Annotated in this window: 21 protein-coding genes (1 of these 21 only partly in view); 5 read left to right on the forward strand and 16 right to left on the reverse strand. The window is 38.6% G+C overall.

Annotation, left to right across the window (positions count from 1 at the left end; all coding sequences use genetic code 11):
- Positions 1 to 943: 943 nt before the first annotated feature.
- Positions 944 to 2,437, forward strand: a complete 1,494-nt coding sequence (locus tag TSYNT_RS01205; RefSeq protein WP_083497594.1) for a stalk domain-containing protein — start codon at positions 944 to 946, stop codon at positions 2,435 to 2,437.
- 69 nt (positions 2,438 to 2,506) lie between these two features.
- Here the strand turns inward: TSYNT_RS01205 and TSYNT_RS01210 are convergent, their stop codons facing one another.
- The 3 genes from TSYNT_RS01210 to TSYNT_RS01220 all read right to left on the reverse strand — a co-directional run bounded on the left by TSYNT_RS01210 (position 2,507) and on the right by TSYNT_RS01220 (position 4,223).
- A complete protein-coding gene (locus TSYNT_RS01210; protein WP_373877513.1) occupies positions 2,507 to 3,283 on the reverse strand; it encodes a P-loop NTPase in 777 nt (258 codons plus the stop codon).
- A 58-nt stretch (positions 3,284 to 3,341) separates the two neighbouring features.
- Positions 3,342 to 3,770 (reverse strand): DUF134 domain-containing protein, encoded by a 429-nt coding sequence (locus TSYNT_RS01215; protein WP_059031362.1) that lies wholly within the window; start codon positions 3,768 to 3,770, stop codon positions 3,342 to 3,344.
- Between the two features lie 129 nt (positions 3,771 to 3,899).
- The gene (locus tag TSYNT_RS01220) at positions 3,900 to 4,223 is read right to left on the reverse strand and encodes a DUF5320 domain-containing protein (RefSeq protein WP_059031363.1); all 324 of its coding nucleotides are present in this window, start codon (positions 4,221 to 4,223) and stop codon (positions 3,900 to 3,902) included.
- A gap of 292 nt (positions 4,224 to 4,515) precedes the next feature.
- Here TSYNT_RS01220 and TSYNT_RS01225 point away from each other — a divergent pair, with 292 nt between their 5' ends.
- Together TSYNT_RS01225 and TSYNT_RS01230 are read left to right on the forward strand one after the other, a co-directional pair.
- Complete coding sequence (locus TSYNT_RS01225; protein ID WP_059031682.1) at positions 4,516 to 4,923, forward strand: bifunctional nuclease family protein; 408 nt, start codon at positions 4,516 to 4,518, stop codon at positions 4,921 to 4,923.
- Positions 4,924 to 5,020: 97 nt separating this feature from the next.
- Entirely contained in the window at positions 5,021 to 5,782 is a 762-nt protein-coding gene (locus tag TSYNT_RS01230) for a DUF169 domain-containing protein (protein ID WP_059031364.1), read from the forward strand.
- 147 nt (positions 5,783 to 5,929) lie between these two features.
- Here TSYNT_RS01230 and TSYNT_RS01235 read toward each other — a convergent pair whose 3' ends face one another.
- The 6 genes from TSYNT_RS01235 to TSYNT_RS01260 form a co-directional block, all read right to left on the reverse strand.
- The gene (locus tag TSYNT_RS01235; RefSeq protein WP_059031365.1) at positions 5,930 to 6,451 is read right to left on the reverse strand and encodes a ferredoxin domain-containing protein; all 522 of its coding nucleotides are present in this window, start codon (positions 6,449 to 6,451) and stop codon (positions 5,930 to 5,932) included.
- 41 nt (positions 6,452 to 6,492) lie between these two features.
- Positions 6,493 to 7,752, reverse strand: coding sequence for a ribonuclease H-like domain-containing protein (locus tag TSYNT_RS01240; protein WP_059031366.1), 1,260 nt, complete (start codon positions 7,750 to 7,752; stop codon positions 6,493 to 6,495).
- On the reverse strand, positions 7,749 to 10,007 hold the full coding sequence (locus TSYNT_RS01245) for a DEAD/DEAH box helicase (protein ID WP_083497595.1): 2,259 nt from the start codon (positions 10,005 to 10,007) through the stop codon (positions 7,749 to 7,751). The genes TSYNT_RS01240 and TSYNT_RS01245 overlap by 4 nt, the downstream gene beginning before the upstream one ends.
- A 138-nt stretch (positions 10,008 to 10,145) precedes the next feature.
- The gene (locus tag TSYNT_RS01250; RefSeq protein ID WP_059031368.1) at positions 10,146 to 11,315 is read right to left on the reverse strand and encodes a SpoIIE family protein phosphatase; all 1,170 of its coding nucleotides are present in this window, start codon (positions 11,313 to 11,315) and stop codon (positions 10,146 to 10,148) included.
- Positions 11,316 to 11,317: 2 nt separating this feature from the next.
- The gene (locus TSYNT_RS01255) at positions 11,318 to 13,042 is read right to left on the reverse strand and encodes a [Fe-Fe] hydrogenase large subunit C-terminal domain-containing protein (protein ID WP_059031369.1); all 1,725 of its coding nucleotides are present in this window, start codon (positions 13,040 to 13,042) and stop codon (positions 11,318 to 11,320) included.
- The gene (locus tag TSYNT_RS01260) at positions 13,043 to 13,288 is read right to left on the reverse strand and encodes a (2Fe-2S) ferredoxin domain-containing protein (RefSeq protein WP_059031370.1); all 246 of its coding nucleotides are present in this window, start codon (positions 13,286 to 13,288) and stop codon (positions 13,043 to 13,045) included.
- Positions 13,289 to 13,483: 195 nt separating this feature from the next.
- Here TSYNT_RS01260 and TSYNT_RS01265 point away from each other — a divergent pair, with 195 nt between their 5' ends.
- Complete coding sequence (locus TSYNT_RS01265) at positions 13,484 to 14,713, forward strand: D-alanyl-D-alanine carboxypeptidase family protein (protein WP_059031371.1); 1,230 nt, start codon at positions 13,484 to 13,486, stop codon at positions 14,711 to 14,713.
- 48 nt (positions 14,714 to 14,761) lie between these two features.
- On the opposite strand, the gene TSYNT_RS01270 is transcribed toward TSYNT_RS01265, so the two are convergent.
- Both TSYNT_RS01270 and TSYNT_RS01275 read right to left on the reverse strand, forming a co-directional pair.
- Positions 14,762 to 15,721, reverse strand: a complete 960-nt coding sequence (locus tag TSYNT_RS01270; RefSeq protein WP_059031372.1) for a ubiquitin-like domain-containing protein — start codon at positions 15,719 to 15,721, stop codon at positions 14,762 to 14,764.
- Positions 15,722 to 15,823: 102 nt separating this feature from the next.
- A complete protein-coding gene (locus tag TSYNT_RS01275; protein ID WP_059031373.1) occupies positions 15,824 to 17,182 on the reverse strand; it encodes an MATE family efflux transporter in 1,359 nt (452 codons plus the stop codon).
- Positions 17,183 to 17,562: 380 nt separating this feature from the next.
- Here TSYNT_RS01275 and TSYNT_RS01280 point away from each other — a divergent pair, with 380 nt between their 5' ends.
- Positions 17,563 to 18,762 carry an ornithine--oxo-acid transaminase gene (locus TSYNT_RS01280; protein WP_059031374.1) on the forward strand — a complete coding sequence of 400 codons (1,200 nt, stop codon included), beginning with the start codon at positions 17,563 to 17,565 and terminating at the stop codon, positions 18,760 to 18,762.
- A gap of 98 nt (positions 18,763 to 18,860) precedes the next feature.
- Here the strand turns inward: TSYNT_RS01280 and rbr are convergent, their stop codons facing one another.
- From rbr to TSYNT_RS01305, 5 genes are all read right to left on the reverse strand, one after another.
- Positions 18,861 to 19,403 (reverse strand): rubrerythrin, encoded by a 543-nt coding sequence (gene rbr / locus TSYNT_RS12065; protein ID WP_059031683.1) that lies wholly within the window; start codon positions 19,401 to 19,403, stop codon positions 18,861 to 18,863.
- A gap of 520 nt (positions 19,404 to 19,923) precedes the next feature.
- On the reverse strand, positions 19,924 to 20,598 hold the full coding sequence (locus TSYNT_RS12070) for a rubredoxin (RefSeq protein WP_059031375.1): 675 nt from the start codon (positions 20,596 to 20,598) through the stop codon (positions 19,924 to 19,926).
- An 83-nt stretch (positions 20,599 to 20,681) separates the two neighbouring features.
- Positions 20,682 to 22,133, reverse strand: a complete 1,452-nt coding sequence (locus TSYNT_RS01295; RefSeq protein WP_059031376.1) for a LuxR C-terminal-related transcriptional regulator — start codon at positions 22,131 to 22,133, stop codon at positions 20,682 to 20,684.
- Positions 22,134 to 22,165: 32 nt separating this feature from the next.
- On the reverse strand, positions 22,166 to 23,032 hold the full coding sequence (locus TSYNT_RS01300; protein ID WP_202859704.1) for a GGDEF domain-containing protein: 867 nt from the start codon (positions 23,030 to 23,032) through the stop codon (positions 22,166 to 22,168).
- 185 nt (positions 23,033 to 23,217) lie between these two features.
- Positions 23,218 to 23,879 carry the 3' portion of a GGDEF domain-containing protein gene (locus TSYNT_RS01305; RefSeq protein ID WP_059031378.1) on the reverse strand. Its footprint extends 508 nt past the window's final position, so 662 of the gene's 1,170 nt are visible here — the last part of the coding sequence; its start codon lies beyond the right edge, outside the window; the stop codon is at positions 23,218 to 23,220.

Raw genomic sequence — 23,879 nt, forward strand, 5'->3', positions numbered from 1 at the left:
ACTCGTAATGCGCAGGTCGCCGGTTCAAATCCGGCCATCAGCTCCATGTGAATACTATGGCCTAAGTATTTGCAAAAGATTTTGTTTATAGGCAAATCGCAAGCAAACTTATTGGCACTAAACATAATGAATAATCCCCCGGCATCAGTCGGGGGTATCTTTATGTTCCCTATCTTTTCCTTTATGCTCAATACTACCGGATATTTTTCCCATTGCCCCAACGGCCAACGCTCAAGTAATATAGAGTCTATCGCCATGAAGCCAGCAAGTATTCATATGGCACTGTCCGTCTGTCAAATAGAAAATAGTGGATTAAAATCAGGTAGCATAAAGCGAATACTTAAGATAATTAAAATCGTTGAGAATGAAAATTTCGCGTCGCAATTATAATCGCTCAATTGACAATAGACAGCCTTTAAAGAACTATAATATAATAGTTAAAGAGAATATTTACAGGCAGTGTTGCGGCTGTTGCCGGTAACACATCATCTGCCGGCGGCCTTGGCGCATTCTGAGTTATATGCATATTTATTCTTGGTATATTGATTCTTGTCGACCTATTTACCTTGCCTAAACAAGTTAGAAAGACATATGAGAAAGCTGAAAGCAAAATTATAGACGAGCTATTGCTGCCGTCAAGCCACCGACCATCAAACATAAACGATGAGAAGGAGCTAAAAGGCATATAAATATTTTATTTCATTAAAATATTGTGAACATCATGGAAATTTTAGTTGACAAAAACAATTGAATATTGTTATAATTACATTGCTGCTATACATTGGAGTATCGGCAGATTAGCAAAGATGCTTTTACAAGGAAAGTTAAAACTTGTCCTTGGGTAAAGCATCTTATTTTTATGGGGGGAATGTGTCAAATAACTGATAAGCTTTACAAACGGCAGATGTAAATAATATTTTATTTATGAAAGGATGAGTTTGAAATGAATTTTAAGAAAAAAACAAGAATTGCAATAGTTCTCTTAGCTTTGTTTGCTCTATTATTGCCTAGCCTTTCTTTGGCTGACACTGCTCCAAAAACGTTACAAGCAGTTTTCAGTGAAATGCAGCTTGTTATTAATGGACAAGAAAGTACTAAAATTACTCCCATTGTATACAAGGACAGAACGTATCTGCCTGTTCGCTATTTTAGTGAAAAGTTAGGATATAAAGTTGATTGGGATGAGACTACATCTACAATCTTTGTAACATCAACGCCGGAAGAGATTTCTAAAAATATACCAATAATGGATACCGGTAAATGGGCACCTGCCACATTAAACAGATTGCAAAAATTTATTGATGAAAATGGTATTAAAAGCCCAAATTACGATCCAAAACATAAACCTTATGCAGTGTTTGACTGGGATCAAACATGTATTTTTAATGACACCCAGGAGGAATTATTTAGATATCAAATTAAAAATTTAGTGTTTAACATGACTCCTGAAGAATTTGCAACAGCTATAAGATATGATGTACCAAAAGATGATTTTAGCTCAGAATACAATAATTTAGAAGGACAGCCCGTCAATATAGAAAAAATCGGTGCAGACTTGGATGAACGATATAAATTTCTTTATGACAATTATATTTTTTTAAAAGACAAAGACGCTGCAAAACTCGCAAAAATTCAAGAAACTGAAGAATTTAAGGATTTTCAAGCAAAACTTGCTTATTTATATGAAGCAATTGGAGGGACTTTCAGCGCCAACGTAAGTTATCCTTGGGTTTTGTATTTGTTTACCGGCATGACGACCCAAGAAGCGCAAGCACTAACAGAGGAATCTAACGATGTTGCTTTAGGCGAAAAAATCGAGTATTATACTCTTACTAGCTCCTCGAAGCTTCCTGGAAAAGCCGGCGTTGTGACAGGGGAATACAAAAGAGGGCTTCGTATTGCTCCGGAAATGTCTAATCTGATGAATGTATTGAGAGGAAATGGAATTGATGTATACATTTGCTCTGCATCTTTGGAAGATGTAGTTGAAGTTTTTGCCGGTTTACCTAAATATGGCTACAATGTCCCGCCCGAAAATGTTATAGGCATGAGATTGGAAAAAGACACCGATGGGAAATTTAAAACCGAGTACAAGAAAGACTATCCTCAAACTCAGCAAGAGGGAAAAACTGCAGCTATCCAGCAGATACTCGTTTCAAAGTACGGTTATGGACCGGCGTTTGTTGCCGGCGATAGCCAAGGTGACTATAATATGGCTACCGATTTTGAAGAAACCCAATTGGTCCTGATAATTAATAGAGTGAGGAAGCTTTCAGACAAAATTACTATACTTGCACAAAAAGCCATTGAATCCTTGAACGATCCTAATGCAAAATATGTATTACAAGGTAGAAACGAGAATTATGGTTTATTCATACCTCAGGAATCCACTATTAGATATGGCAATAAAGAAGCCGAACTTATACGCAGCAACTAAAGCTTTAAAGGCCTTAAATAAAGCACTCTACTTATTTAAGGCCTTATAAAGTAATTTTTAGTATAATTTTTATTTTAGGCTCTCACTTATCTTTTCGATTCCTGCGCTTTCATACTCTTCAATTTTGCCTTCATCGCAAAAATTGGCGAGTTTGGGGTCCAGGGGGAGTGAACCTAAATAAGGTATATTTGCTTCTTTAGCTCCTTCTTCGCCTCTTGCTTTACCAAAAACTTCTATTTTTTCTCCACATTTAGGACAAGCTACATAGCTATAGTTTTCTATAAGCCCTATCACAGTCAGGTTCATCATGTTTGCCATCTTAACCGCCTTTTTTACTACCATGCCTACCAGCTCCTGAGGTGATGAAACTATTACAATACCATCCAGCGGCAGCGATTGCATTACAGTAAGAGGCGCATCACTGGTTCCCGGTGGCAAGTCCACTAGAAGATAATCTAAATCGCCCCAAATTACATCATCCCAAAATTGCTTAATGGCATTGCCAATTAAAGGCCCTCTCCAAATTACAGGATCGTCTTCATTTTCGAGTAAAAGATTTAGTGACATTATGCGAATACCTCTGGCGCTTTCTACCGGCATCAATCCGATACCAATATTCTCGGGTCTCTCGTTTATCCCAAACATCTTGGGAATGCTGGGACCTGTTATATCTGCATCCATTATTCCGACAGTATATCCTTGCTTCCTTAAGCTTACTGCCAAAAGACTGGTTACTGTGGACTTTCCTACGCCGCCTTTTCCGCTCATAACTGCTATAACCTTTTTAATTCGATTCAATCCTGAAGCTTGCGGTTCTTGAGCCGCGTCATTTAATTCCTTATCTATATTTTCACTGTTTGATTGATTTTTATCCACTATATACACCCTTTCTTTAACCTTTCTGTCACTTGTAATTACGGCACTGCCTTCTTCTTTGTTTTATAGGCATTAAGTTAGTGCTGTGGCATTTCGGACACTCGTTATAGGTTTCACCTTGCGGCTGTTTCCATTCATTTCCACAGTCTCGACACTTTAGGGATTGAACAAATCGGTACGTTCCTCCCTCGATTTTTATAGCTTTACCTTTTATAAGCGCCTCAGCTACCTTTTTTCTTGCTGAATTTATAATTCGAACAAAAGTAGGTCGCGATACATTCATCCTTTCAGCACACGGTTCTTGCTCAAGACCTTCAAGATCTTTTAATCTTAATGCTTCAAGTTCATCTACCGTCAGTACAACTTCTTCTAAATCTCTAAGCGGCACGCCGGCAGGTTTAAAATACGTCACATCTGGAAGGAATTCCACATGCCGCCATTTAGTTGGTCTTGCCACATTTACACCCCTTTCACTAAAACCTACAATATTCTACCATTGTAATGAACATATATCAATAAGCAGAAATAAATATTGGGCGAAGACATATTCGCCCAATAGGTTCTATAGATACTATTTTCCCGATGTCTAATTGTCGCCGGAATTTTCTTTTTCTGTTTCTTTTAGATCTTTAAGTCTTTTTTCTGCTAACTCAAGCTCTTCTTTTAAAAATTTTGCTCTCTGAGTGAGGATATCAATTTCGAATTTTGAACTAGGTTCTTTGTAATAATCCATTCCACTATACGAATAGTCGCCTCTTGCCCAAAACGGTAAACCTGTTGCATAGAACTGCCTTCTATGCCCTCTGCCTAAACCATAGTATCCGGGCTTACAAAAACCAGCGCAAAAGCCAACACGTCGACCAGTCATTGAACCATAACCGATAGGACCTGTACCGTCTCCTCTTGGCATAATCTCACCCCCTATTGTATTATTATGGACATATGTTTATTACCACATTAAGCATAACATAGTTTTAAACATATGTCAATAATCTTTCTAATAATTTTTTCAACCAAATAAAAGATAGTTTTATGATAATAATTTACTGAATTGTCATAGGAATCTTTTCAAAATGTAGTAAGTTTCTTACGACCTCGATTAGAATAGGATAATATGATAAAATGTGATATAATGAAGTGGAAAGAAAATATTTTATCTTCTTTCAATCGAAAGATTGAGGTGATGTCAAATGACAGATGATATGGTTGAGTTAAAGGTTAAAAATGTTGCTATCGTGGATGGAGACTTTTCGGTGCTTTTGATGGACAAAGATGAGAGAATGGTACTTCCTATAGTTATTGGGGCTTTAGAAGCACATAATATAGTTATGCCTATTCAAGGAGTAACTCCTCCCCGTCCAATGACACCTGATCTTTTAAAATCTGCTATAGAAGCATTGGGCGGTGTACCTGAAAAAGTTATAATAACAGATATAAAAGGCGATACCTATAATGCTGAAATTTATATAAAGCAAAATGGCAAAGAAATAATTCTTGATTCGCGGCCAAGTGATGCTATCGCACTTGCTTTAAGATGCAATATCCCTATTTTAATGAAAAGAAGACTTGTGGAATTTACTTATGATATGTCAGATATCGAAGAACAATAGAGAAATGAATTGAAAATCATAAGATATTGCTGTATAATAGCTTTGTGAAATTCTTCTTATTTCACAATAATTTTAAAACTGGTGAGGTGAATTGTCCATGAACTGTTTAGAAGTTAGTAATAAGCTTCAAGAAATTCTGCGTCTTGATACTGACCCGGTAGCAATAACAATGTATAAAGATAAAGAAAAGCTGCCGAGGAAACCCTTGGATTACAAAATAAATCTATGCCAATTGGTTTCAACAGCGCGGTATCAGGGCAGACCCGGTTCTGGAGTTCCCGAAATGATGGTGTGTGCAATGGGAGCAGCATGCGTAGGCCTTATTAAAACACCTGAAGCTATTTCATCCGGTAAAGCTGCGGTTGGGCCTTATTGTGCAAATGAAGAAGCCGGAAAAAAATTTATGGAAAATACCTTCAAGCTCGGCGATAAGGGCAAACAATATGAAGGGATTTACGTTGAACCTTTATCTCGCGCAAAAGAAGAACCTGATGTAGTTGTTGTCTATGTAAATCCGGCCCAGGTAATGCGGCTTGTCCATGCTTGCGCATATGACAATGGAGAAAAGGTTGCAGCTGATACGGTATGCGAAGCAGCATTATGCTCCTCTATCGGCTTTGCATTAGCTAATAACAAGCCAACAATAGGCTTCCCTTGTGCAGGAGATAGAATTTTTGGCGGCACTCAAAATCAGGAACTTGTTTTTGTGGCCCCATATAGTTTGTTTAGAGACAAACTAATTGACAACTTAGAAAAAACTGCTAAAGGTGGTTTCTCCGTGTATCCTGTTCCGCCAAATATGGCCTGGACACCTTCTATGCCACCTACCTATACGATACAGCCCGAGGATTTAAAATAGATCAATTAAGCTTCAGATTCGATGAAGATTAAATTTAAAATTTAATAATACAAAAAAGAAGTTGTGTCTTATTGAGTTTTGCGGCTTTTTTAAGACACAACTTCTTTTACTTTTTCCCATTTTTTGATGGAGCGACGAAATATAATTTTATCTATCAAAGAATATATTCTTACCTGTTGCCGATAGAGGAAGTCCCAGGACTACATCGCCGTCAATTAGATTCATCTTCCTGGCAACAACGCCTATGCGATACATGATGCGGTTGTCAACATTAAACATGCTTGCCGTCTTCGCCGCAGATCCTATAGCAATTCCCAGGTCCACAAAACGCCAGGGGCAAAATGGCCCTGCAAATTCAGAACCTTCTCTGGGCTCCGGCATTTTTGAGCATTCATCATAGCCGCATGCCCCGCAATTCAAGCCGGCGGTTTTTGCATCTTTTATAGCAACAAGCAACACCGCTCCGCAGCTTGCCACCCCTTTTCCATCTCTATCATAATTTTTTTTGCCGTGTTTTTCTCCATATGCCGCCATCTCAGCGCCAAGTCTTGCGATTTCTTTATCATCATCTATAACTTTTACTTCTATGTAATCTTTCCCGGCTGTTTTTGGCGCTGTCCTTGCAGATACTGCCATAAACTTCGCAATTATTTTCAGTGCATCATTCATATTCATACACCCCTTTTAATATTTTAATAATTTACTATATTTTATAATGCTATTGCTGTTTTGGACTTTTCCTTTTTCAGCTCAATCCTCTCTATACGCTTTTTAAGTTCTGCAATCTCTTCCTTATGTGCGTAACCGGTAAAAACATCCTTTTTGCGTTCAATCTCCAAAGCGCGCTGCGCCGCTTTTAAAGCCTTGTTATAGTCTTTTACTTTATGCTCATAGTACTTGGCAAGTTCAAGTAATGCAAACTTGGTGTTCAAGTTTTCTTCAACCATTTTTATCCAAAGCTCTTCTGCCTTATGCCAATTTCCTAATCTTTTATAAAGAAGGGAAAGTTGTAAATATGATTTTTCTTTAATCTCAGGCACTTTAACGGCTTCATTATAGCAGCGTATGCTCTCCTCTATCATACCCATATCTTCAAACACCCTGCCTATACAGTAATAATCCTGATTTTGGCAGCTTTCCGAATTGATAGGGTCATCTAGGGATTTGGCAATTTTATCTGTAATGGCAACCATCGAAAGTATATCCATACAATTATGATAAAATATGGGCTTTAAGGGAAGGGGATTTCTGTCATTTAAAAATCTAAAATATACTGAGGGAATCTCCCAGCCAGGTATGTCTCCCCTTCTTTTGATGAATAAAAGATTTGTTTCCAGCGAAGAAAGGCTTACGCTTTCAAGTCTCTCTCTATAAAACCTTCGCGCAGACAGTAAGAGGTCAAGATGTAAAATATCCTCCAACGGATTTTCCATGCGATTTAGCAAATAGCGAGTAGTAAGCAAAGGCACGTCATAGCATCTGCCGTTAAAACTTATGATATTCTTGAAGTTCTTCAATAGGGCGTTAAGACTGTAAAGGGCTGCTGCTTCTTCATCATAGTCTCTTATAAAATACTGGATAACTTTAAAGTTGTTTTTATCAAAAAAGCCGATGCCGGTTAAAAAGGCAAGGGTGCCTGTGCCTCCTGCAAGTCCTGTGGTTTCTGTATCTATAAATAGTGCATTTGAAAAGTCGAAATCCTTATAGGCATCGTCTTTTGCAATGATTCTTGTTAAATGCCCGGGTATATCTAAAACCGATCTAAGCTCCGTGCTGCCGTGGATATGGGATAAAGGATAGTTTTTTTCCACTACGAGATGCTCTCCAAAAGGTGTTGCTACGGTCTTGGCGTTAAGTAAAGTTTCTATATGGTCGGAGGTGTCATAAAGATTTTCCGGCGGGGCAACTATTTTTTCCCTCTCTATATCGTTTTTTGAAAGATATGCCTTCAATTTTTCTGAAAGGTTCAATCTGAAAGCACCCCTTTTATGATTCTTAGTGCAAATTCCTTGCTGCCTGAGCCCACTTCCTCATAGGGGCCTACGCATGAAGGACACCCATCTTCGCAATCACATTCCATTATCACTTGCCTAGCCGCTTTTAGCAGCTGTTCTTGCATGCCGTAAAGTTTTTCTGAAAATCCAACACCGCCCGGAAAGTTGTCGTAGATATAAATAGTGGGCTGCTGCGTAAACGGGGATCTTATTTGAACCACTCCTCGAATGTCTTTGGGATCACACATAAGATAGAGCGGAGCTATGTTTACCATTACACTGCAAAGGCCTAAAAGACCTGATTGCAATTCTTCTTTTGAAAGCCCTGCAATTCCTTCGGGAATAGAAAACCAGTATGCGGTGGTGTGCATTTCTTCAGGCGGCAAATGTATTGAGCCAAATCCTAAATTTTCATGGGTGAAAAGTTTTATCTTTTTAAATAAGGTTGCCAGGCTTGTCACCATTACTTCGCCTGTATATTTTTTACTATTGCCTTCGCTTTCTTCTCTGAATAAATCAAGAACCTTTATTTCTACGGCAAGATTTGCATCTGTATAATAATCTACATTAACTTTTCTCACATATGCTTTTTTCTCTTCAAAGTCTAATTTTTCAACTTGATATTGCTGCCCGGCATGCATATATATTGCCTCTTCATGAATCAGCATCGGAGCGCTGCTCCTGTCGATTTCTCCTATAACCTTGGCGCCTTCTGTTATATCTATAATCACAAAATTTTCCGCCGAAGCACTTCTTAAGCTGACTTCTTCAGCAGGAAATGATTCAGCCATCCAGTGCCAACGTCCGCCCACATGGCGCAAAATCCTCTCGTTTTCTAAAAAGGCAAGGATCTCATTTATATTTTCTCCTCCGAATGTCTCGCCATCAACAAAGGGCAATTCAAATGCAGCGCATTTTATGTGGCTGACTAGAATATATAAGTTATCCGGGTTAATAAGGCCGTGTTCAGGAGATGATTCAAAGAAATACTCAGGGTGATTTATGATAAATTGGTCCAGTGGGCTGCTTGATGCCACCAAAATCGATACTGATGCATCGTTTCTTCTTCCGGCGCGTCCTGCCTGCTGCCATGTACTTGCTACTGAACCCGGGTATCCAGTTATAATGCTTACATCAAGGTTGCCTATATCAATACCAAGCTCTAAAGCATTTGTGCTGACAACTCCGAGTATTTTTCCGTCTCGCAGTCCTTTTTCGATTTCTCGCCGCTCTCTTGGCAGATATCCGCCTCTATAACCTCTTACTAGGTTTGAGCCGCCGGGAAATTTTTTCATTTCTTCCCGCAAATATGTAAGCAAGACTTCTACCATCAAGCGGCTTCGCAAGAAAATAATAGTTTGTATCTTATTTTTTATAAAATTTAACGATATCTTCTCAGATTCCAATACGCTGCTTCGTCGAATCCCAAGTTGGCGGTTTACTACTGGGGGGTTGTAAAAAATGATGTGTTTTTTGCCTACAGGAGCCCCGTTTTCATCAATTAAGACCATTGGCTTTTCAGTTAATTTTTCCGCAAGTTCGCGAGGATTTGCTATTGTAGCCGAGCAGCATATAAAAATCGGGTCTGAACCGTAAAAATTACATATTCGTTTAAGTCTTCTAAGGACGTTTGCGGTATGACTGCCGAAAATTCCTCTATACATGTGAATTTCGTCGATTACAACATATTTCAAATTAGAAAAAAGTTTCATCCATTTTGTATGATGGGGCAAAATGCCTGTGTGAAGCATATCCGGATTCGTAACAACGATATGGCCGTCTTTTCTTATTGAAACCCTGGCATCTGCAGGAGTATCTCCATCATATGTAAAAGTTTTAATATCTTCTCCCATAATATCCACAATATTCATAAGTTCTGAAACCTGATCTTGGGAAAGGGCTTTTGTTGGAAAAAGATATATGGCTCGAGCATTTTTATCGCAAAGCAAGCTGTTTAACACAGGAAGGTTGTAGCAAAGAGATTTACCTGAGGCAGTAGGCGTAACTACTACTATATTATGATTTGCCAAAGTTTCCTCTAATGCACTGCGCTGATGGGAATAAAGACGATATATGCCTTTTTGTTTTAATGCAGATACAAGTTTTGGATTTAAGTAATCAGGGAAATCTTCATATTGTCCCGCTTTTTCCGGAATAACTTCCCAATGTGTCACATTAGCCAAAAACCGTTCATCATTTTTTAAAAAATCAATTACCTGCTCTAAGTTCATCCTGCAATTCATCCCCCAAAAACCGCATCCATTTAATGTTATTATACCATAATGCAATCTTCTTTATGTTATTAATTTTATCATAAGAACATTCGCACATCAATAAATAGAAAATTACCCGCCACAAGCGGGTATTGGTTAGTAGTAAATCATTTCTATATTTTTACCTATTTTTTCTAGGGTCTCGCCTATTTCCTTTACTATATTCAGTTTTATGGACAGTTCTTTTGGAAAATCTGGATTTTGATGGGCGGGGTTTATTGCTTTTCCTATAAGGAAAGTAATGTCAGTAGCAGACAAAAGCAATTTTGCAAGTCTTGAAGCACCATCTTTTCTTTCAAGCTCTCTAAGTTGTTTATATTGAACTGCAGGATCCATATATCTTAAAAGAAGCTCTCTTGTATGAGCTAGAGTTAAAACGCCTTCTGTCACAAGGTCTATGCCTTCTATTTTAGCAGTAGGCGGTATATTTGCGTCTACAAATTCGGTGGAAGTTATTATTTCTCTTCCAAGGATGCGAGCAGTAATTTGAGCTGCAGTTCCGCCACATACTATTTTTTTGCCTTCTGATTTCATCAAGCGCTCAATGACTTTTTCATCGTCATCAGGGTTTTGAGGCGGGCCGGTAAATACCGTTGCGAACTCCGGCTTTATAATCTTTAATGCAGCAATTGTAGCATCGTCTCCGGGTTTTTCCATGTATAAGTTCGTCGTAACCGCCGACAGAAGTTTAACTAAGCTTCCAAGGGTATGCTCAACCTGAGCAATCTTTTCGATGTATTCCGCTATATTTTTCCACTGCCAACCAAGATTTAAAATGCCGCCTACCCCTGCATGGACAACACCGTCGCTTAAGGTTATAAGCACATCTCCTATCTGGGTTTTGAAGCGATACTCTGTTACTTGCTTCCCTTCGATTTCTCTCTCGTCGCCATAAAGCTTTAAAACTTTACCGCCGCGAAGAAGCATAACAGGAGGATTTCCATATTCTGCAATATAGCAGTTTCCTGCTGAGTCTACCCTGATTATAGTAAATGTAGAATACGCTATTTTGCGAACCTTGCATATCGGCAGTGTTGCCATTATAGTTTTTATAGTTTCTTCAATGCTAAGACCCTGCTTTAGCATCGTTACTGCTATCTTGCTTGTCAATGTAGAAAGAATATTCGCCTTTACGCCGCTTCCCAAACCATCGGCCATTACCATTATAGTCTCATTAGGATTTTGCACAGTTTCGACTTTATCTCCACAGAGTTCTTCCCCGTATTTATTTAAGCTTTCCCAGTAAATCTCAGTTCTTACCTTCATCCTTATTCACCTGAAGTTTCGTCTATTAAAAGCCGCTGTATTTTATTTAGCAAAACCTTTGTTTCTGCTGTTGTTTCGCCTAAGACGCTGGCAATCTCCTGCGCTACTCGCATCTGCTTTTCTATAACCTGCTGAGCTGTTTCCACTGTCTCTCGTCTAAGCTCTTTGCTTTTTTCCCGCATTTGTTCTTGAGATGTTATATCAGTTATTATGCCTATCACAAGAGAATGTTCTCTTTCATAGTATATATCCTGCCGTGTTATTATGCCATACTGCGGTAGATTCACTTTCTTATTTATCAAGTTTTGCTTTGTTTTGCTTACATACCTAAAATCATCATCATCAAAAAGCAAGCCTAAAGGTTTGTGGATTGCATCGGCGCTGTTTACGCGAAACATGGTTTCGGCACCGTTGTTAAATACTTGAACATTTATTTCGCTATCTGTTACTATAATTGCATTTGGCGTAGATTCTATAATAAGATTAGATAGCGATTCTGCCCTATTTCTCATGTAAGGCATGCACATATGAATTTCAGCCATTCCGTTATAGACAGCTTCGGCTTTTTCTCTGCAGGAATTATATCCGCAAACACCGCAATTTAATTCATGTTCGGGTCTATATTTTCCCGTAGCCTCCAATATGCGTTTTATTTCCTCTTCGCTTGGTTTTTTAATTTTTATCGGCATCGGCGGATAGTGTTTTGTAAAATCAATAGGTAACATATCGCAATTTATATCAATTACCTCTCCTGATAAGCTTCGGCTGCTGCGTGCAAATATTTTTACGTTTTTAATTCTTTTAAAGACACCCTTGTCAACATCGCCTACCGCAGGACCATTTACGCATCCGCCGGCACATGCGTTCATTTCTATCCAGGTTCTTTTAAACTCGCCTTTTTTTATTTCATTAAGCATAGTCATGCAATTTTCTTTACCGCTTACTTCTATAAATTCTCGCCACTCATCTTTTATAAACGGTTCTATAGTCTTATAGCTGCCTCCGGGCACAGGATAAAAATTTGCATCATCACAAAAACCATTCTTTTGCTCGTCTATAGGCTCTAAGGCAGGATCAATACCTTCTTCTTCCCACCACTTCATAAGCTCTTCAAAGGTCAGCGCCGCATCTATTCCATAGTTTTCGATATCATGAATCTCTGATTTTTTTGCAAGGCACGGCCCGATAAATGCCACTTCTTTATGACCCTTTACTTTTTTTAGATATCTGCCGTGGGCTTCCATGGGAGAGGCTACCGGAACTAGGCAAGATGTAAGATCGGGATAATATTTTTGCACTAAATAGTTAATAGCAGGGCATGCTGTTGTTATAAGATTTGGTCTTGTTTTGTCATTATAGTATTTCAAATAGTCTTTTGCAATAAGTCTGGCGCCGGTAGATGTTTGGTATACTGCTGAAAAGCCAAGCTTTTTTAAGGCGGAAACTATCTGGCTATAATGTTGGAATGAAAAAATCCCTGCAAAAGAAGGTGCTAAGCTTACCGCCATATCTTTATCTTCGCTTAAAAGGTGCTTTACCCGCTCCACATCACTTTTTATTGTTTTAGCATTTTGCGGACACGTTATAAGACACGTCCCGCAGGTAATACATCTTTCTTCAACTATCTCTGCCTGATCATTTTTCATACGTATAGCCTTTACCGGGCATGCTCTTACACATTTATAGCAGTTTTTACAGTTGGCCCTTGAAAAATTAATAACTTCCATCTATTTTGCCTCCAATATCTTCTCCCTGAAAAAAGCCTCGGCGTCATCCGGTGAAACAGAATAAGGATTGCTTCCGTCGATTTTGACTGAAACAGGATTGCGGCAATTATTACAGCAAAATTCTGCTTTAAGCTCCCACTCATTTTCAAGATTGTATTTATTCAATAGCTCTTTAAAAATTCTGATAATATCATACGAGCCTTTTAGATGGCAGGAACTGCCTACACAAACACTTATAACCCGCATATATGATCCCCTCATTTTATTTTATTTGATAACTCACTTCAAAACAATTATATAAATAAAAAATATGATTGTCAAACATTTCACAATCCCTTAAATTTCTATTTAATGTAAAAAATTTGTACGCCTCTTGGAACCAATTTTCTTATTTGATATACTTAATCTAGTTTCATTTATCTTCAAGCGAGGTGGAAATTAATGAAGTCTGCAAAAATCGCAGCAGTTATACTTATCCTATTTTCTTTTTTCGCAAATACAGCAGTCGCAACCGCATCAGAAATTCAATCTCCTCCCGAAATAGCAGGTGAAGCCGGGATAGTCATGGATGTGGAAACCGGCAGGGTATTATACGAAAAAAATGCTCATCTCAAACTTGAACCTGCAAGCACTACCAAAATAATGACGGCTATTTTAGCTCTTGAAAAGGGTGATCTTTCAGATATAGTCACAACAGGGAAAAATCCCACGCTGGTAGATGGAACTAGAATATATTTGGAAGAAGGAGAGATGCTTACCCTAGAGCAGATGCTTTATGCTATGATGCTCAATTCGGCAAATGATGCAGCTGTTGCAATAGCAGAACATATGGCGGGAAGCGTTGAAAGTTTCGCTGCGATGATGAACGAAAAAGCTAGAGAAATAGGCGCAAAGGATACAAATTTTGTAAATCCAGATGGTCTGCCTGCTGCAGGTCATTTGACAACCGCTTATGATTTGGCGCTTATTTCCCGGTATGCGCTTTTAAATTTGCCGGAATTTAGAAAAATCGTTGCAACAAAAACTGCTGTAATACCATGGCAGGGCCAAGAATGGGACAGACAGCTGATAAATTTAAATAAATTATTGTGGAACTATGAAGGAGCTGATGGAATTAAAACAGGATACACCAGCACCGCCGGCTCTACCATAGTTGCTTCTGCTACTAGAAATGGCAGACAATTGATTGCCGTAATACTAAAGTCTAACGGCACTACGTCAAAGGACTGTTCTGCTTTGCTAGATTACGGATTTAATAACTTTGAAAGAAAAAGCCTTCTAAAATCAAATTCCGTAATTGCAGAAAAAAGCGTGACTTATGGTAGTCCTGTAAAACTTGTCACCGAGAAAGAATTTGTAACTATAGTCCCAAAAAACGACCTTCCTATTACTAAAAAAGCATATATAGCTGATAATATAGATGCTCCGGTTAAAAAAGGCGATATATTGGGCCATGTAATATTTTATCAGGGATGCACTGTGCTGGGCAGCGTCAATCTTGTAGCTGCAAATACTGTTAAAAGAAAGGTATATACATATTGGTGGTTTTGGGTAATTTCGCCGCTTTTTGCAGCCTATGCACCTTATAGAATATCTATAGGTGTAAAACGTTACAGGAGAAGCAGGCTTAGGAAAGCTCAGGCTATTTCGCCGGCAAAAAGATACAAATGAAAAATGCTCTTCCCCGACAGTTTTTGCCGTCGGTTAAGAGCATCTTTATTATTTTAAAACATATATCGTTACTTGACGCCTGCCAAAATATCTGCATTCTTGTGTTGTATTAAAAAACAAATCAATTTCATTGCCTTTTATTGCCCCGCCGGTATCTTCAGCCCTTGCGAAGCCATAGCCTTCTACATAAAGCCTGGTTCCCAGCGGAATAACATTTGGATCGACTGCCACAACCCCGGCCCGCGGCGTAGTTCCTGTTGCTGTTCGATGTCCTGTGTATGTATAAGCAGAGGCCGTCATGCGGCGTTTTTCTGTGTAAGCAAAATCAACACCTGCCCGAGACGCTATTTGTACCGTCCCGACAAGGACAATTTGAGGTTTTGGAGATTTTATAACTTTTGATTCTGTCGAAGTAGAAACTACCTTTCCATTTTCTAGAATTTCTGTGGTTTTTATTTCTTCACTGCCTTCTTCTCCTTGCTGTATAACTTTCTTTTGACCGGCAGGTAAATTTGAGTCCTTTCTTGAGACAGTAGTAAATGGTATAGGCTTGATTGTTTTTGTAACTTTTTCTTCCACCCGCGTAATGATTATTTTTTCGTTTTTGGCCACACTATAAGAAAGTGCGGGCTCGATTTTGTCTTTTTCGTTTAAAACAATACCACCTTTAGATAAGATATTTTCTACTGTGTCTGGTTGTGTTTTAACTGTCACCTCTTTTCCATCTACAACAATCGTTACAGGAAACGCTCTTTTTATAATTATTTTCATATTGTCTTCAAGTTTTGTGTCAATGCTTGGTGTAACAACATCTTCAGATTCTAAAACAATTTTTTCATCAGCCAGCAGGTCTTTCACGGTTTTGGCAAAAGTGGACACCTCAACAGTCTTTTCTTTGTCGTAAATGACCACCTCTTTTTCCAAAATTGCATGAACCGTAATCGCTCCGGCAATCGCAATCACTGCTATACCGGAAGCAATGGCCCATCGTGCTTTTGGTGAAAACACAAAATTCCCCCTTTTTACAAAAGCTATATGCATTTGTAAAATATCCAATATCTATTTCTATATTATTTATATAATACTTATATCAAAAATTAAGCTACTTTGTCAAATTGCTATCTTTTTCCAGTGTCCTTTTCTAAATCTTAGGTACATCAAACCGGCTTCCACAACAAATTGGATAACGGTTGCCACCCAAACATATATTACTGTCTTTTTAAATATAAACACCACTGCGAAAATTAAAGGTAACCGCACAAGCCATGTTCCTATAAGACCGACTTTAAAAGTTCCGGGTGTATCTCCGGCTCCTCTTAGGGCACCGCCTAAAACCATCGAAACTGCTAAAGTCGGCTGTTCGAAAGCTGCGACTCTTATACAGGCAGCTGCCAGATTTTTAACTTCGTCTATGCTTGTAAACAAACTCATCAGTTGGTGGGAAAATATCAGAAAAACCAAGCCGACACCACTCATTAATATCAATGCAAGCTTTAGAGAAGCAATTGCGCTTCTTTCTGCTTCCTCCGGCTGCCGGGCCCCCAGATTCTGTCCTGCAAGGGTTGATGCCGCAACTGCAAATCCGTATCCAGGCATAAAAGACATGGATTCTGCGCTGACTGCCACTTGATGAGCTGCAAAGGCCACCGTTCCGAGGCGTGTTATCCAAATCGATGATAAAAGCCGACTACCGCTGTGGGAAAATTCCTCTAAGCACGATGGCATGCTTAATTTGTAAAGCTGCTTTATTACATCCATGTCTATTTTTATTGAGTCTTTAAGATTCAGTCTTACTATATCTTGTCCTGCTATCAGATACACAAAGGTTATTATAAAACCTACCATTTGGGAAAGGGTTGTGGCAATTGCAGCGCCTTTTACCTCCATTCTCGGGAAACCATAATAGCCGAATATAAGGACATAATCACCAACTACATTGAGTAAATTTGCAACAAGGGCCGAAAACATGGGAAGCTTTGTATTGCCGGCTCCTCTTAATGCTGCATTAAGCACCATTGTTGGTATTAAAAATACAATTCCAAATGATACGATCTTTACATATTGAATCCCGAGTTTGATTACCTGTTGATCTTCTATTGTAGATATAAAAAAGGGTCTTGCCAGAAACAGATTGGCTCCAAGCAAAAAGACGCTTATAATTAACGAGACTATAAATGACTGGGATATAACCTTGTTAGCTTTTTCAGGCTCATTTGCACCTATGTATCGAGCTACAATGGCAGAAGTTCCTATACCCATTGCGCTTACTATATTGACCAGCGTAAACGCCAGCTGAGAACCAAAACCTACGGCGCTTAAGGCCTCAGCGCTTAATCTGCCTATCATGGCAGTGTCAAACATCCAAACAGCTGTGTTTAGTATATTTTCTAAAATCGCCGGCAGCGCTAGTCTAAATATGGTGTTTTGAAGTGAATTGCTGTTAGAATTTCCGTTGTTAAGTGCTTTCATCTTTCTCATACCTCGCTTATTGCAGTAATATAGTAAAACGCAGCTAATAACACATAAAAAAACCTGCAAATTTATGTTTTTGCGAAAGAAATAATAAATTTGCCGGCTTACATGGATTTTTGCGAAAATATGTATTACAATACGATTATACTAGAAAAAACCTTTTTATGGTAGGCTTTTTAATTTTTATTGTTGACAAGCTGTTCTTTAAGGTTTATAGTTATAAATATATTATGCATATATATGCATAATATATTTATAACTATTGCTATATGTTCAGGATTTTTTAAGTATAACCGAGGTTTAAATTAAATTTATATGCAATAAAATACATACTAAGCTTATAATTATACATTTATATAAATCAGGGAGGTCTACCAATGTCTAAAAGTAAAGAAATTATTGAGATAACCGAAAAATACAGCGCCCATAACTATAACCCACTGCCCGTAGTAATTTGCGAAGGTAAGGGAGTCTGGGTGAAAGATTTGGATGGCAACAAATATATGGATATGCTCAGCGCTTATTCGGCAGTAGGGCAGGGTCACTGCCATCCGAAAATTATTGCTGCCCTTAAAGAACAAGCCGATAAAGTCACATTAACATCAAGAGCTTTCCATAATGATAAATTCGGGCCATTTTGTCAAAAGGTTGCAACGATTGCCGGCAAAGATATGGTTTTGCCTATGAATACAGGGGCCGAAGCTGTTGAAACTGCTATTAAGGCTGCCAGGCGGTGGTCTTATGACGTAAAAAAACTGCCCGAAAATTCCGCAGAAATTATTGTATGTGAAGGAAATTTTCACGGCCGCACAACTACTATAATATCTTTTTCATCCGAAGAAGAATATAAGAGGGGTTTCGGGCCGTTTACTCCGGGCTTTAAGATTATACCGTATGGCGATTTAGATGCTCTTAAAGCGGCTATTACTCCAAATACAGCAGCTTTTTTAGTCGAACCTATTCAAGGTGAGGCAGGAATTAATGTGCCCTATGACGGTTACTTAAAAGATGCTTATGAAGTTTGCAAACAAAACAATGTACTTTTTGTTGCTGATGAAATTCAGACAGGCCTTGGCCGAACAGGCAAAATGTTTGCATGTGACTGGGAAAATGTGGTTCCGGACATTTATATACTCGGTAAAGCACTAGGCGGTGGAGTAGCGCCTGTATCTGCTGTTGTAGCAGACGAAGAAATTTTAGGCCTTTTTGAGCCGGGCTCTCACGGTTCAACCTTTGGAGGAAATCCATTGGCTTGTGCTTGTGCCATTGCGGCCTTGGAAGTTATTGAAGAAGAAAATTTGGTCCAGCGTTCTCTTGAAATGGGCGAATATTTTATGGGTAAACTCAGGGAGATTAAAAATCCGCTTATAAAAGAAATTCGCGGAAAAGGTCTGTTGATTGGTTTAGAGCTTAACGGAAAGGCTCGTCCATATTGTGAAAAGTTAATGGAAAAAGGTCTTCTTTGCAAAGATACTCATGAAGCAGTTATACGATTTGCTCCGCCACTTATAATCACAAAAGATGAAATCGATTGGGCAATGGAAAGAATAAAAGCAGTCCTTAACGATAACGCATAAGATAAAACAAATAAAGCAGGGTTTGATATTTCCATCCTTTAGGAAAATCTTACCCTGCTTTTATTTTCTATACAAAACTTAGTGCTTAGTGAGATTTATTAATAATTTTCGCATCTGACTTCAAAGAAGGCCTGTGGATGCTCACATACGGGGCAAATCTCCGGAGCTTTTTTGCCAATTACAATATGGCCGCAGTTCCTGCAAACCCACATTGTCTCTCCTGCTTTTTCGAAAACCTTTTTCATTTCGACATTATCGAGAAGCTTGCGATATCTCTCCTCGTGGGATTTTTCGATGTTTGCAACCATCCTAAATTTTGCCGCAAGTTCTGTAAAACCTTCTTCTTCAGCTTCTTTAGCAAAACGTGCATACATATCGGTCCATTCATAATTTTCGCCTTCAGCTGCATGGCGAAGATTTTCGGCTGTATTACCTATACCGTTAAGTGCTTTAAACCACAGCTTTGCGTGCTCTTTTTCATTATTCGCTGTTTCTTCAAAAATCGCTGCAATCTGCTCATAGCCTTCTTTTCTTGCAACAGATGCAAAATAAGTATATTTATTTCTTGCTTGAGATTCTCCTGCAAATCCTTCCATTAAGTTTTTCTCAGTTTTTGTGCCTTTAAGGTCTTTAAGTTCCATAAGATCCTCTCCTTTATTATTTGATATTTTTGTTCTTTTTAACTGCCGTAGTAGCTTTTCCACCACTTCGCCAGGAAAATCATCTGGTGGATTAATAAGTATTGATTCGAGTAATTTTCTTACTTCATCGCTTTGCGGAAGCATATAGCCGGATTCTCTGAGTAAATCTTCGGCCATTAACCTGTTGGATTTGGCTAATGCCTCTGCAAATTGGCGAGTAATAGCATTGTTACTTGACTTTGTTAGCGCGCGTGCTATCTGTTCTTGTGCCACCTTACTTTTTGCAAGTTCACGCATCGCTTTGACTACTTCATCTTTTTTAGGCTGTTGAGGCGGATAATCATCGGGAAGAAGCGAAATCGCTCCTGATGGGCATGCATCTACGCATTTTCTGCATCCCTTTATGCATTTATTCACATCGATAATGCTGTCTTCCGTATCTGTAGCACCCGTCGGACAAACATAAAGGCACATACAGTCTTTCGTGCACAACCTTATATTTCTTACTGCCGGCATACGCTTACCTCCTTGCAACCTGCAGAATTTTAAAATTCGGGACCTTGCACACAGGACAAATTTCCGGCAGGTTATCACCTATGTATATAAAACCGCAAATATCGCATACATAAATTTTAGTATTTTCCAGCATTGCATCCTGCTCTTTTGCGTAGCGCTCAAGAAGAGATTTAGCCATACGGCTAACTTTTTCGCTCCATACTAATGCCCTTAGAGCTCCCCTGTCAGCATTCGCTTTTGCTGTCGAAGTTGCTTTTGTAAGGCTTTCTGAAAGATCTTTTTCTAACAGCTCTACGATTTCGCTAAAGTCTCCGGCATTTTCTTTTGCCGCTTTTCTTGTATAATACTCGCTTAGCGTATTAAATAAATCCCTTTCTTCCCAAAGGTGCTGTTTGTCACATCCCTTTGCAAGATTCGAGAATATAGCAGCAAGTTCGCCTGCTGTAAGGTCTTCTGATTCTTCAAATTCCTCGCTCGAAGGTGCGTATTGTGGCAATGGTTCAGTTTCTGTCTTCATTTCCTTGACTTCAGTAAATAATAGTTTAACCGCGCCACACCATGGACACGCAAAATCTTCCGGCAGATCCTCCCATTTCGTTCCGGGAGCAATGCCCTTTTCAGGTATGCCGATAGCTTCATCATATGTATACCCGCAAATTGGACATCTGTATTTCCTCATCCAACCACCTCCTTAATAATAACTATTCTTATTTTACCTTTAAAATTATATAATGTCAATAGATAAAAGCACGCCGAAACGGTCTATTTCGATTCCTTTCGCATCGCACTGTGTTGTTCAAGCATTAAATTGATAAGTTCTGTGCGGTTTCGTATATTAAGCTTTGAATAGATTTTCTTTACATGGGTTTTTACTGTATTTTCGCTTATGTAAAGCTCTGAGCCGATTGTCTTGTACGTTTTTCCTGCTAAAAGCAATTCTACTATTTCTTCTTCTCTTTCAGTTAAACCTCCAAGCTCAATCAAATTTTTTACAGCCATTTCACGCTTCTCTTGAGGTGTGCTCAAAACCATCGTAAGATATGCATGATCGCTTAATATCTCGGATAGATATTTGTGCAGCAGTGGAAGAATTGTGAAAGTCACGCATACAACGCCAAGAGCCAACAGCATCGTGCTTATATCCCGACCCGCACCATTTATGACGTTACCTATCACGCCGCCAAGTAGTACGCCTAAAACATTAGCCGAAAGGCCAATTCCAAAAACTTTAGCCGGATTTTCGTCAAAATCCAACATCTCCCCTAAAATACTCCACCAAAATAAATCGTATATGCCGCATGCTCCCAGCATTAATGTATCTACAACTAAATAACTTTGCCATGATTTATCTAAAATCGCAAAAGTTATAAAAGAAAAACCTATCATCGTTATTCCTATATATAAAATATAAGTCCTATTTCTTTCTCTAGACAAATTTCTCATAATATACAGCGCTACGATATACGGAATAGCCCAATACCAGCTTGTGAGCCATTCAAGGTGTGAGAACGCCGGATTCATTACTTGATACATTAATCCCGAATTTATCGTAATTATCACAATAAACAGGTATAACAATAGAAGGGGTTTTGTAATACTAACAGCATTTTTGGTGTCATTGGGAAGTTCTTGATGTTCTGTATTAGCTTCAACCGTTGGTAATTTAGCTACAAATAAAAGCGCTAAAGCAAGTATGGCAATAGATAGCGAAAGACCAACATAAGCAGATATATAGACTGTTGCCATATCCAAAACTATCATAATAATGTTTGAATATATAAGAACATCAGCAGTCGTCTTTATTCGCTCATTCTTTGGAGTAAATTTTTTTAAGAAAAACCCCCATGCAGCTACACATATCCCCGCTATAAATGAAATTAAAATAAGTGTAAGTTGCCATGGGGCTCCGGGCTTTGAAAAATATACAAAACTTCCTAAAATACACAAAAGAATAGAAAGAAACATTGTTTTCTTTGCCGCTTGTATATTTTTCACAAAAAATCCGCATAAAAACAATCCTGCAAAATGGGATATAATAGCTCCAAAAACCATTCTGTGAGGCTCAATCTGAAACATTTCGGTAAGTGAATACAGAATCTGGCCTTCGAAAGGAAAAGAAAGTATCCAAGCGAAAATAAGTGAAAACACAATAATCGATAAACTGCGATTATCGATGTTTTTATATAAAATTCCATTATGTCTGTCATTCTTCATTTCAAATCCCCTTTGCGCACAAGAAACTTACATCAATCTGTCCATTTAGTGCAGTTGCCTCCTTGCTGTTTAGCTTCGAACATTCTTTTATCGGCGCAAGAAATCAGTTCTGCCGCTGTAAGTTTCGGACCATTCATTGTATACACTCCCAAAGACGCAGTAAGCTTTATTTTATTTTGAGGAGATATTGTAAGTTCTGAAATGCCGTGGCGAATTCTTTCGGCAATCTTATAAGCTTCGACCTCGGATGTTCTATTTAAGCATACAAGGAATTCATCGCCCCCATAGCGGGATGCCCAGTCATTGCCGGCTCGAATGCATTTCATTATCGCTCCGGTCACCTCTGTAATTGCTTTATCTCCAAATTCATGACCATAAGTATCGTTTATGTCTTTAAAGTTGTCGATGTCTAAAAATATAATCGACAAAGGACTGTTTTCAATTACTGCCCTTACAATATCTGCCGGCAGGCGCTCGTTTATATACCGCCGATTATAAATATCTGTCAGCTCGTCTTTTACCGCAAGGCCGTTGAGTTTTGTAATCAGATCATGGAGCAATTGTCCTTCTAAATAATTTCCGGTGCCCACCATCATAGTTTCTGTAACATTCTTAAGCAATTCTAATACAAGAGGTGTTTCGAGATTTTCGATAGAAAATGCGGTCACCATCATAATGGTGTTCGGCAATTGCTCAAGTTTTTGATAGCATTTTTTATCAAGATAAGCTCTAATTGATATACAGTTATCGCAAATCTCATCTCTCTTCCAATATGAATAACATATTTCGTCATGAGTAGCTTCAAGAGATCCTTTATATTCAACCACTCTCTTTTTTAAAGGATCTACAAGCCTTACAATGTCATACATTTTATTAAAAAAATCTATTCTGTCTTCCAAGTCTTTAAGAGTAATTTGATCGGCTATAATTTTTGCCTCCTTGAAGCACGGTCTTTCTTGCTATAATTAAGTTAGAATATTCACTATTTTACAATAAGCAAATGCTCTATTTTCCTTCATCATTCTACACTTTTTCGACATATATCACAAGGCGTCATTCTATAATTCAGATGTTATAAATTAGCCTATGTCTGCTCTTCACGATGATACAAGGTTTTATCATGGTACATGTTCTCATCTGCTTCTTTAAAAAGGTTTGCCGTTCTGTTAACCCCTTTTATACTTGATATCGCGTAGCCGGCGCTGACAGAAAGTTGGAACGGAAACTGTCTTGATTCATTAAAATCAGCGAAATTATTCTTGATTTTTCGAATAACTTGCCCAGCAGCGCCTTCTTCACCCTGCTGCATAATGATTACAAATTCATCTCCGCCATAGCGCGCCAGAAAAGTAGAAGTTCCATTAAACATTTCACGCAGAAGATTTGCGGTCTGCATCAACGCCATATCGCCTGAAGCGTGGCCATATCGATCATTAATATACTTAAAATCATTGATATCTAATACGATCAGGGTCACGGCACGATTTTTCCCGTCTTCATATGTCGCAAGATGTCTCTCCATATTTCTGCGGTTATTAAGGCGAGTAAGTGAATCCTGAGATATTGCTTGGCTTTCCTTGTCAAGTAAAACCAATAGGCTGGAGATGACCGTGCAAGGCCATATCATGCTAATTCCGTAAAACACTGTCTGTATTGTCCCACCGATAAATGGAGGCACTACAAAAAAAGCAATAGTCAAAAGTTCTTTTTTGCGGTCGCTGAATACCTCTTTTTTATACTGTGTCA

Source organism: Tepidanaerobacter syntrophicus, from assembly GCF_001485475.2.
Lineage (GTDB): Bacteria > Bacillota > Thermosediminibacteria > Thermosediminibacterales > Tepidanaerobacteraceae > Tepidanaerobacter > Tepidanaerobacter syntrophicus.

Bases quoted from the DNA above. Each gene is read 5' to 3' on its own strand.
- TSYNT_RS01205 (WP_083497594.1), top strand. From the start codon at position 944: ATGAATTTTAAGAAAAAAACAAGAATTGCAATAGTTCTCTTAGCTTTG.
- TSYNT_RS01220 (WP_059031363.1), bottom strand. From the start codon at position 4,223: ATGCCAAGAGGAGACGGTACAGGTCCTATCGGTTATGGTTCAATGACT.
- TSYNT_RS01225 (WP_059031682.1), top strand. From the start codon at position 4,516: ATGGTTGAGTTAAAGGTTAAAAATGTTGCTATCGTGGATGGAGACTTT.
- TSYNT_RS01230 (WP_059031364.1), top strand. From the start codon at position 5,021: ATGAACTGTTTAGAAGTTAGTAATAAGCTTCAAGAAATTCTGCGTCTT.
- TSYNT_RS01235 (WP_059031365.1), bottom strand. From the start codon at position 6,451: ATGAATGATGCACTGAAAATAATTGCGAAGTTTATGGCAGTATCTGCA.
- TSYNT_RS01245 (WP_083497595.1), bottom strand. From the start codon at position 10,007: ATGAACTTAGAGCAGGTAATTGATTTTTTAAAAAATGATGAACGGTTT.
- TSYNT_RS01250 (WP_059031368.1), bottom strand. From the start codon at position 11,315: ATGAAGGTAAGAACTGAGATTTACTGGGAAAGCTTAAATAAATACGGG.
- TSYNT_RS01255 (WP_059031369.1), bottom strand. From the start codon at position 13,042: ATGGAAGTTATTAATTTTTCAAGGGCCAACTGTAAAAACTGCTATAAA.
- TSYNT_RS01260 (WP_059031370.1), bottom strand. From the start codon at position 13,288: ATGCGGGTTATAAGTGTTTGTGTAGGCAGTTCCTGCCATCTAAAAGGC.
- TSYNT_RS01265 (WP_059031371.1), top strand. From the start codon at position 13,484: ATGAAGTCTGCAAAAATCGCAGCAGTTATACTTATCCTATTTTCTTTT.
- TSYNT_RS01275 (WP_059031373.1), bottom strand. From the start codon at position 17,182: ATGAAAGCACTTAACAACGGAAATTCTAACAGCAATTCACTTCAAAAC.
- TSYNT_RS01280 (WP_059031374.1), top strand. From the start codon at position 17,563: ATGTCTAAAAGTAAAGAAATTATTGAGATAACCGAAAAATACAGCGCC.
- rbr (WP_059031683.1), bottom strand. From the start codon at position 19,403: ATGGAACTTAAAGACCTTAAAGGCACAAAAACTGAGAAAAACTTAATG.
- TSYNT_RS12070 (WP_059031375.1), bottom strand. From the start codon at position 20,598: ATGAGGAAATACAGATGTCCAATTTGCGGGTATACATATGATGAAGCT.
- TSYNT_RS01295 (WP_059031376.1), bottom strand. From the start codon at position 22,133: ATGAAGAATGACAGACATAATGGAATTTTATATAAAAACATCGATAAT.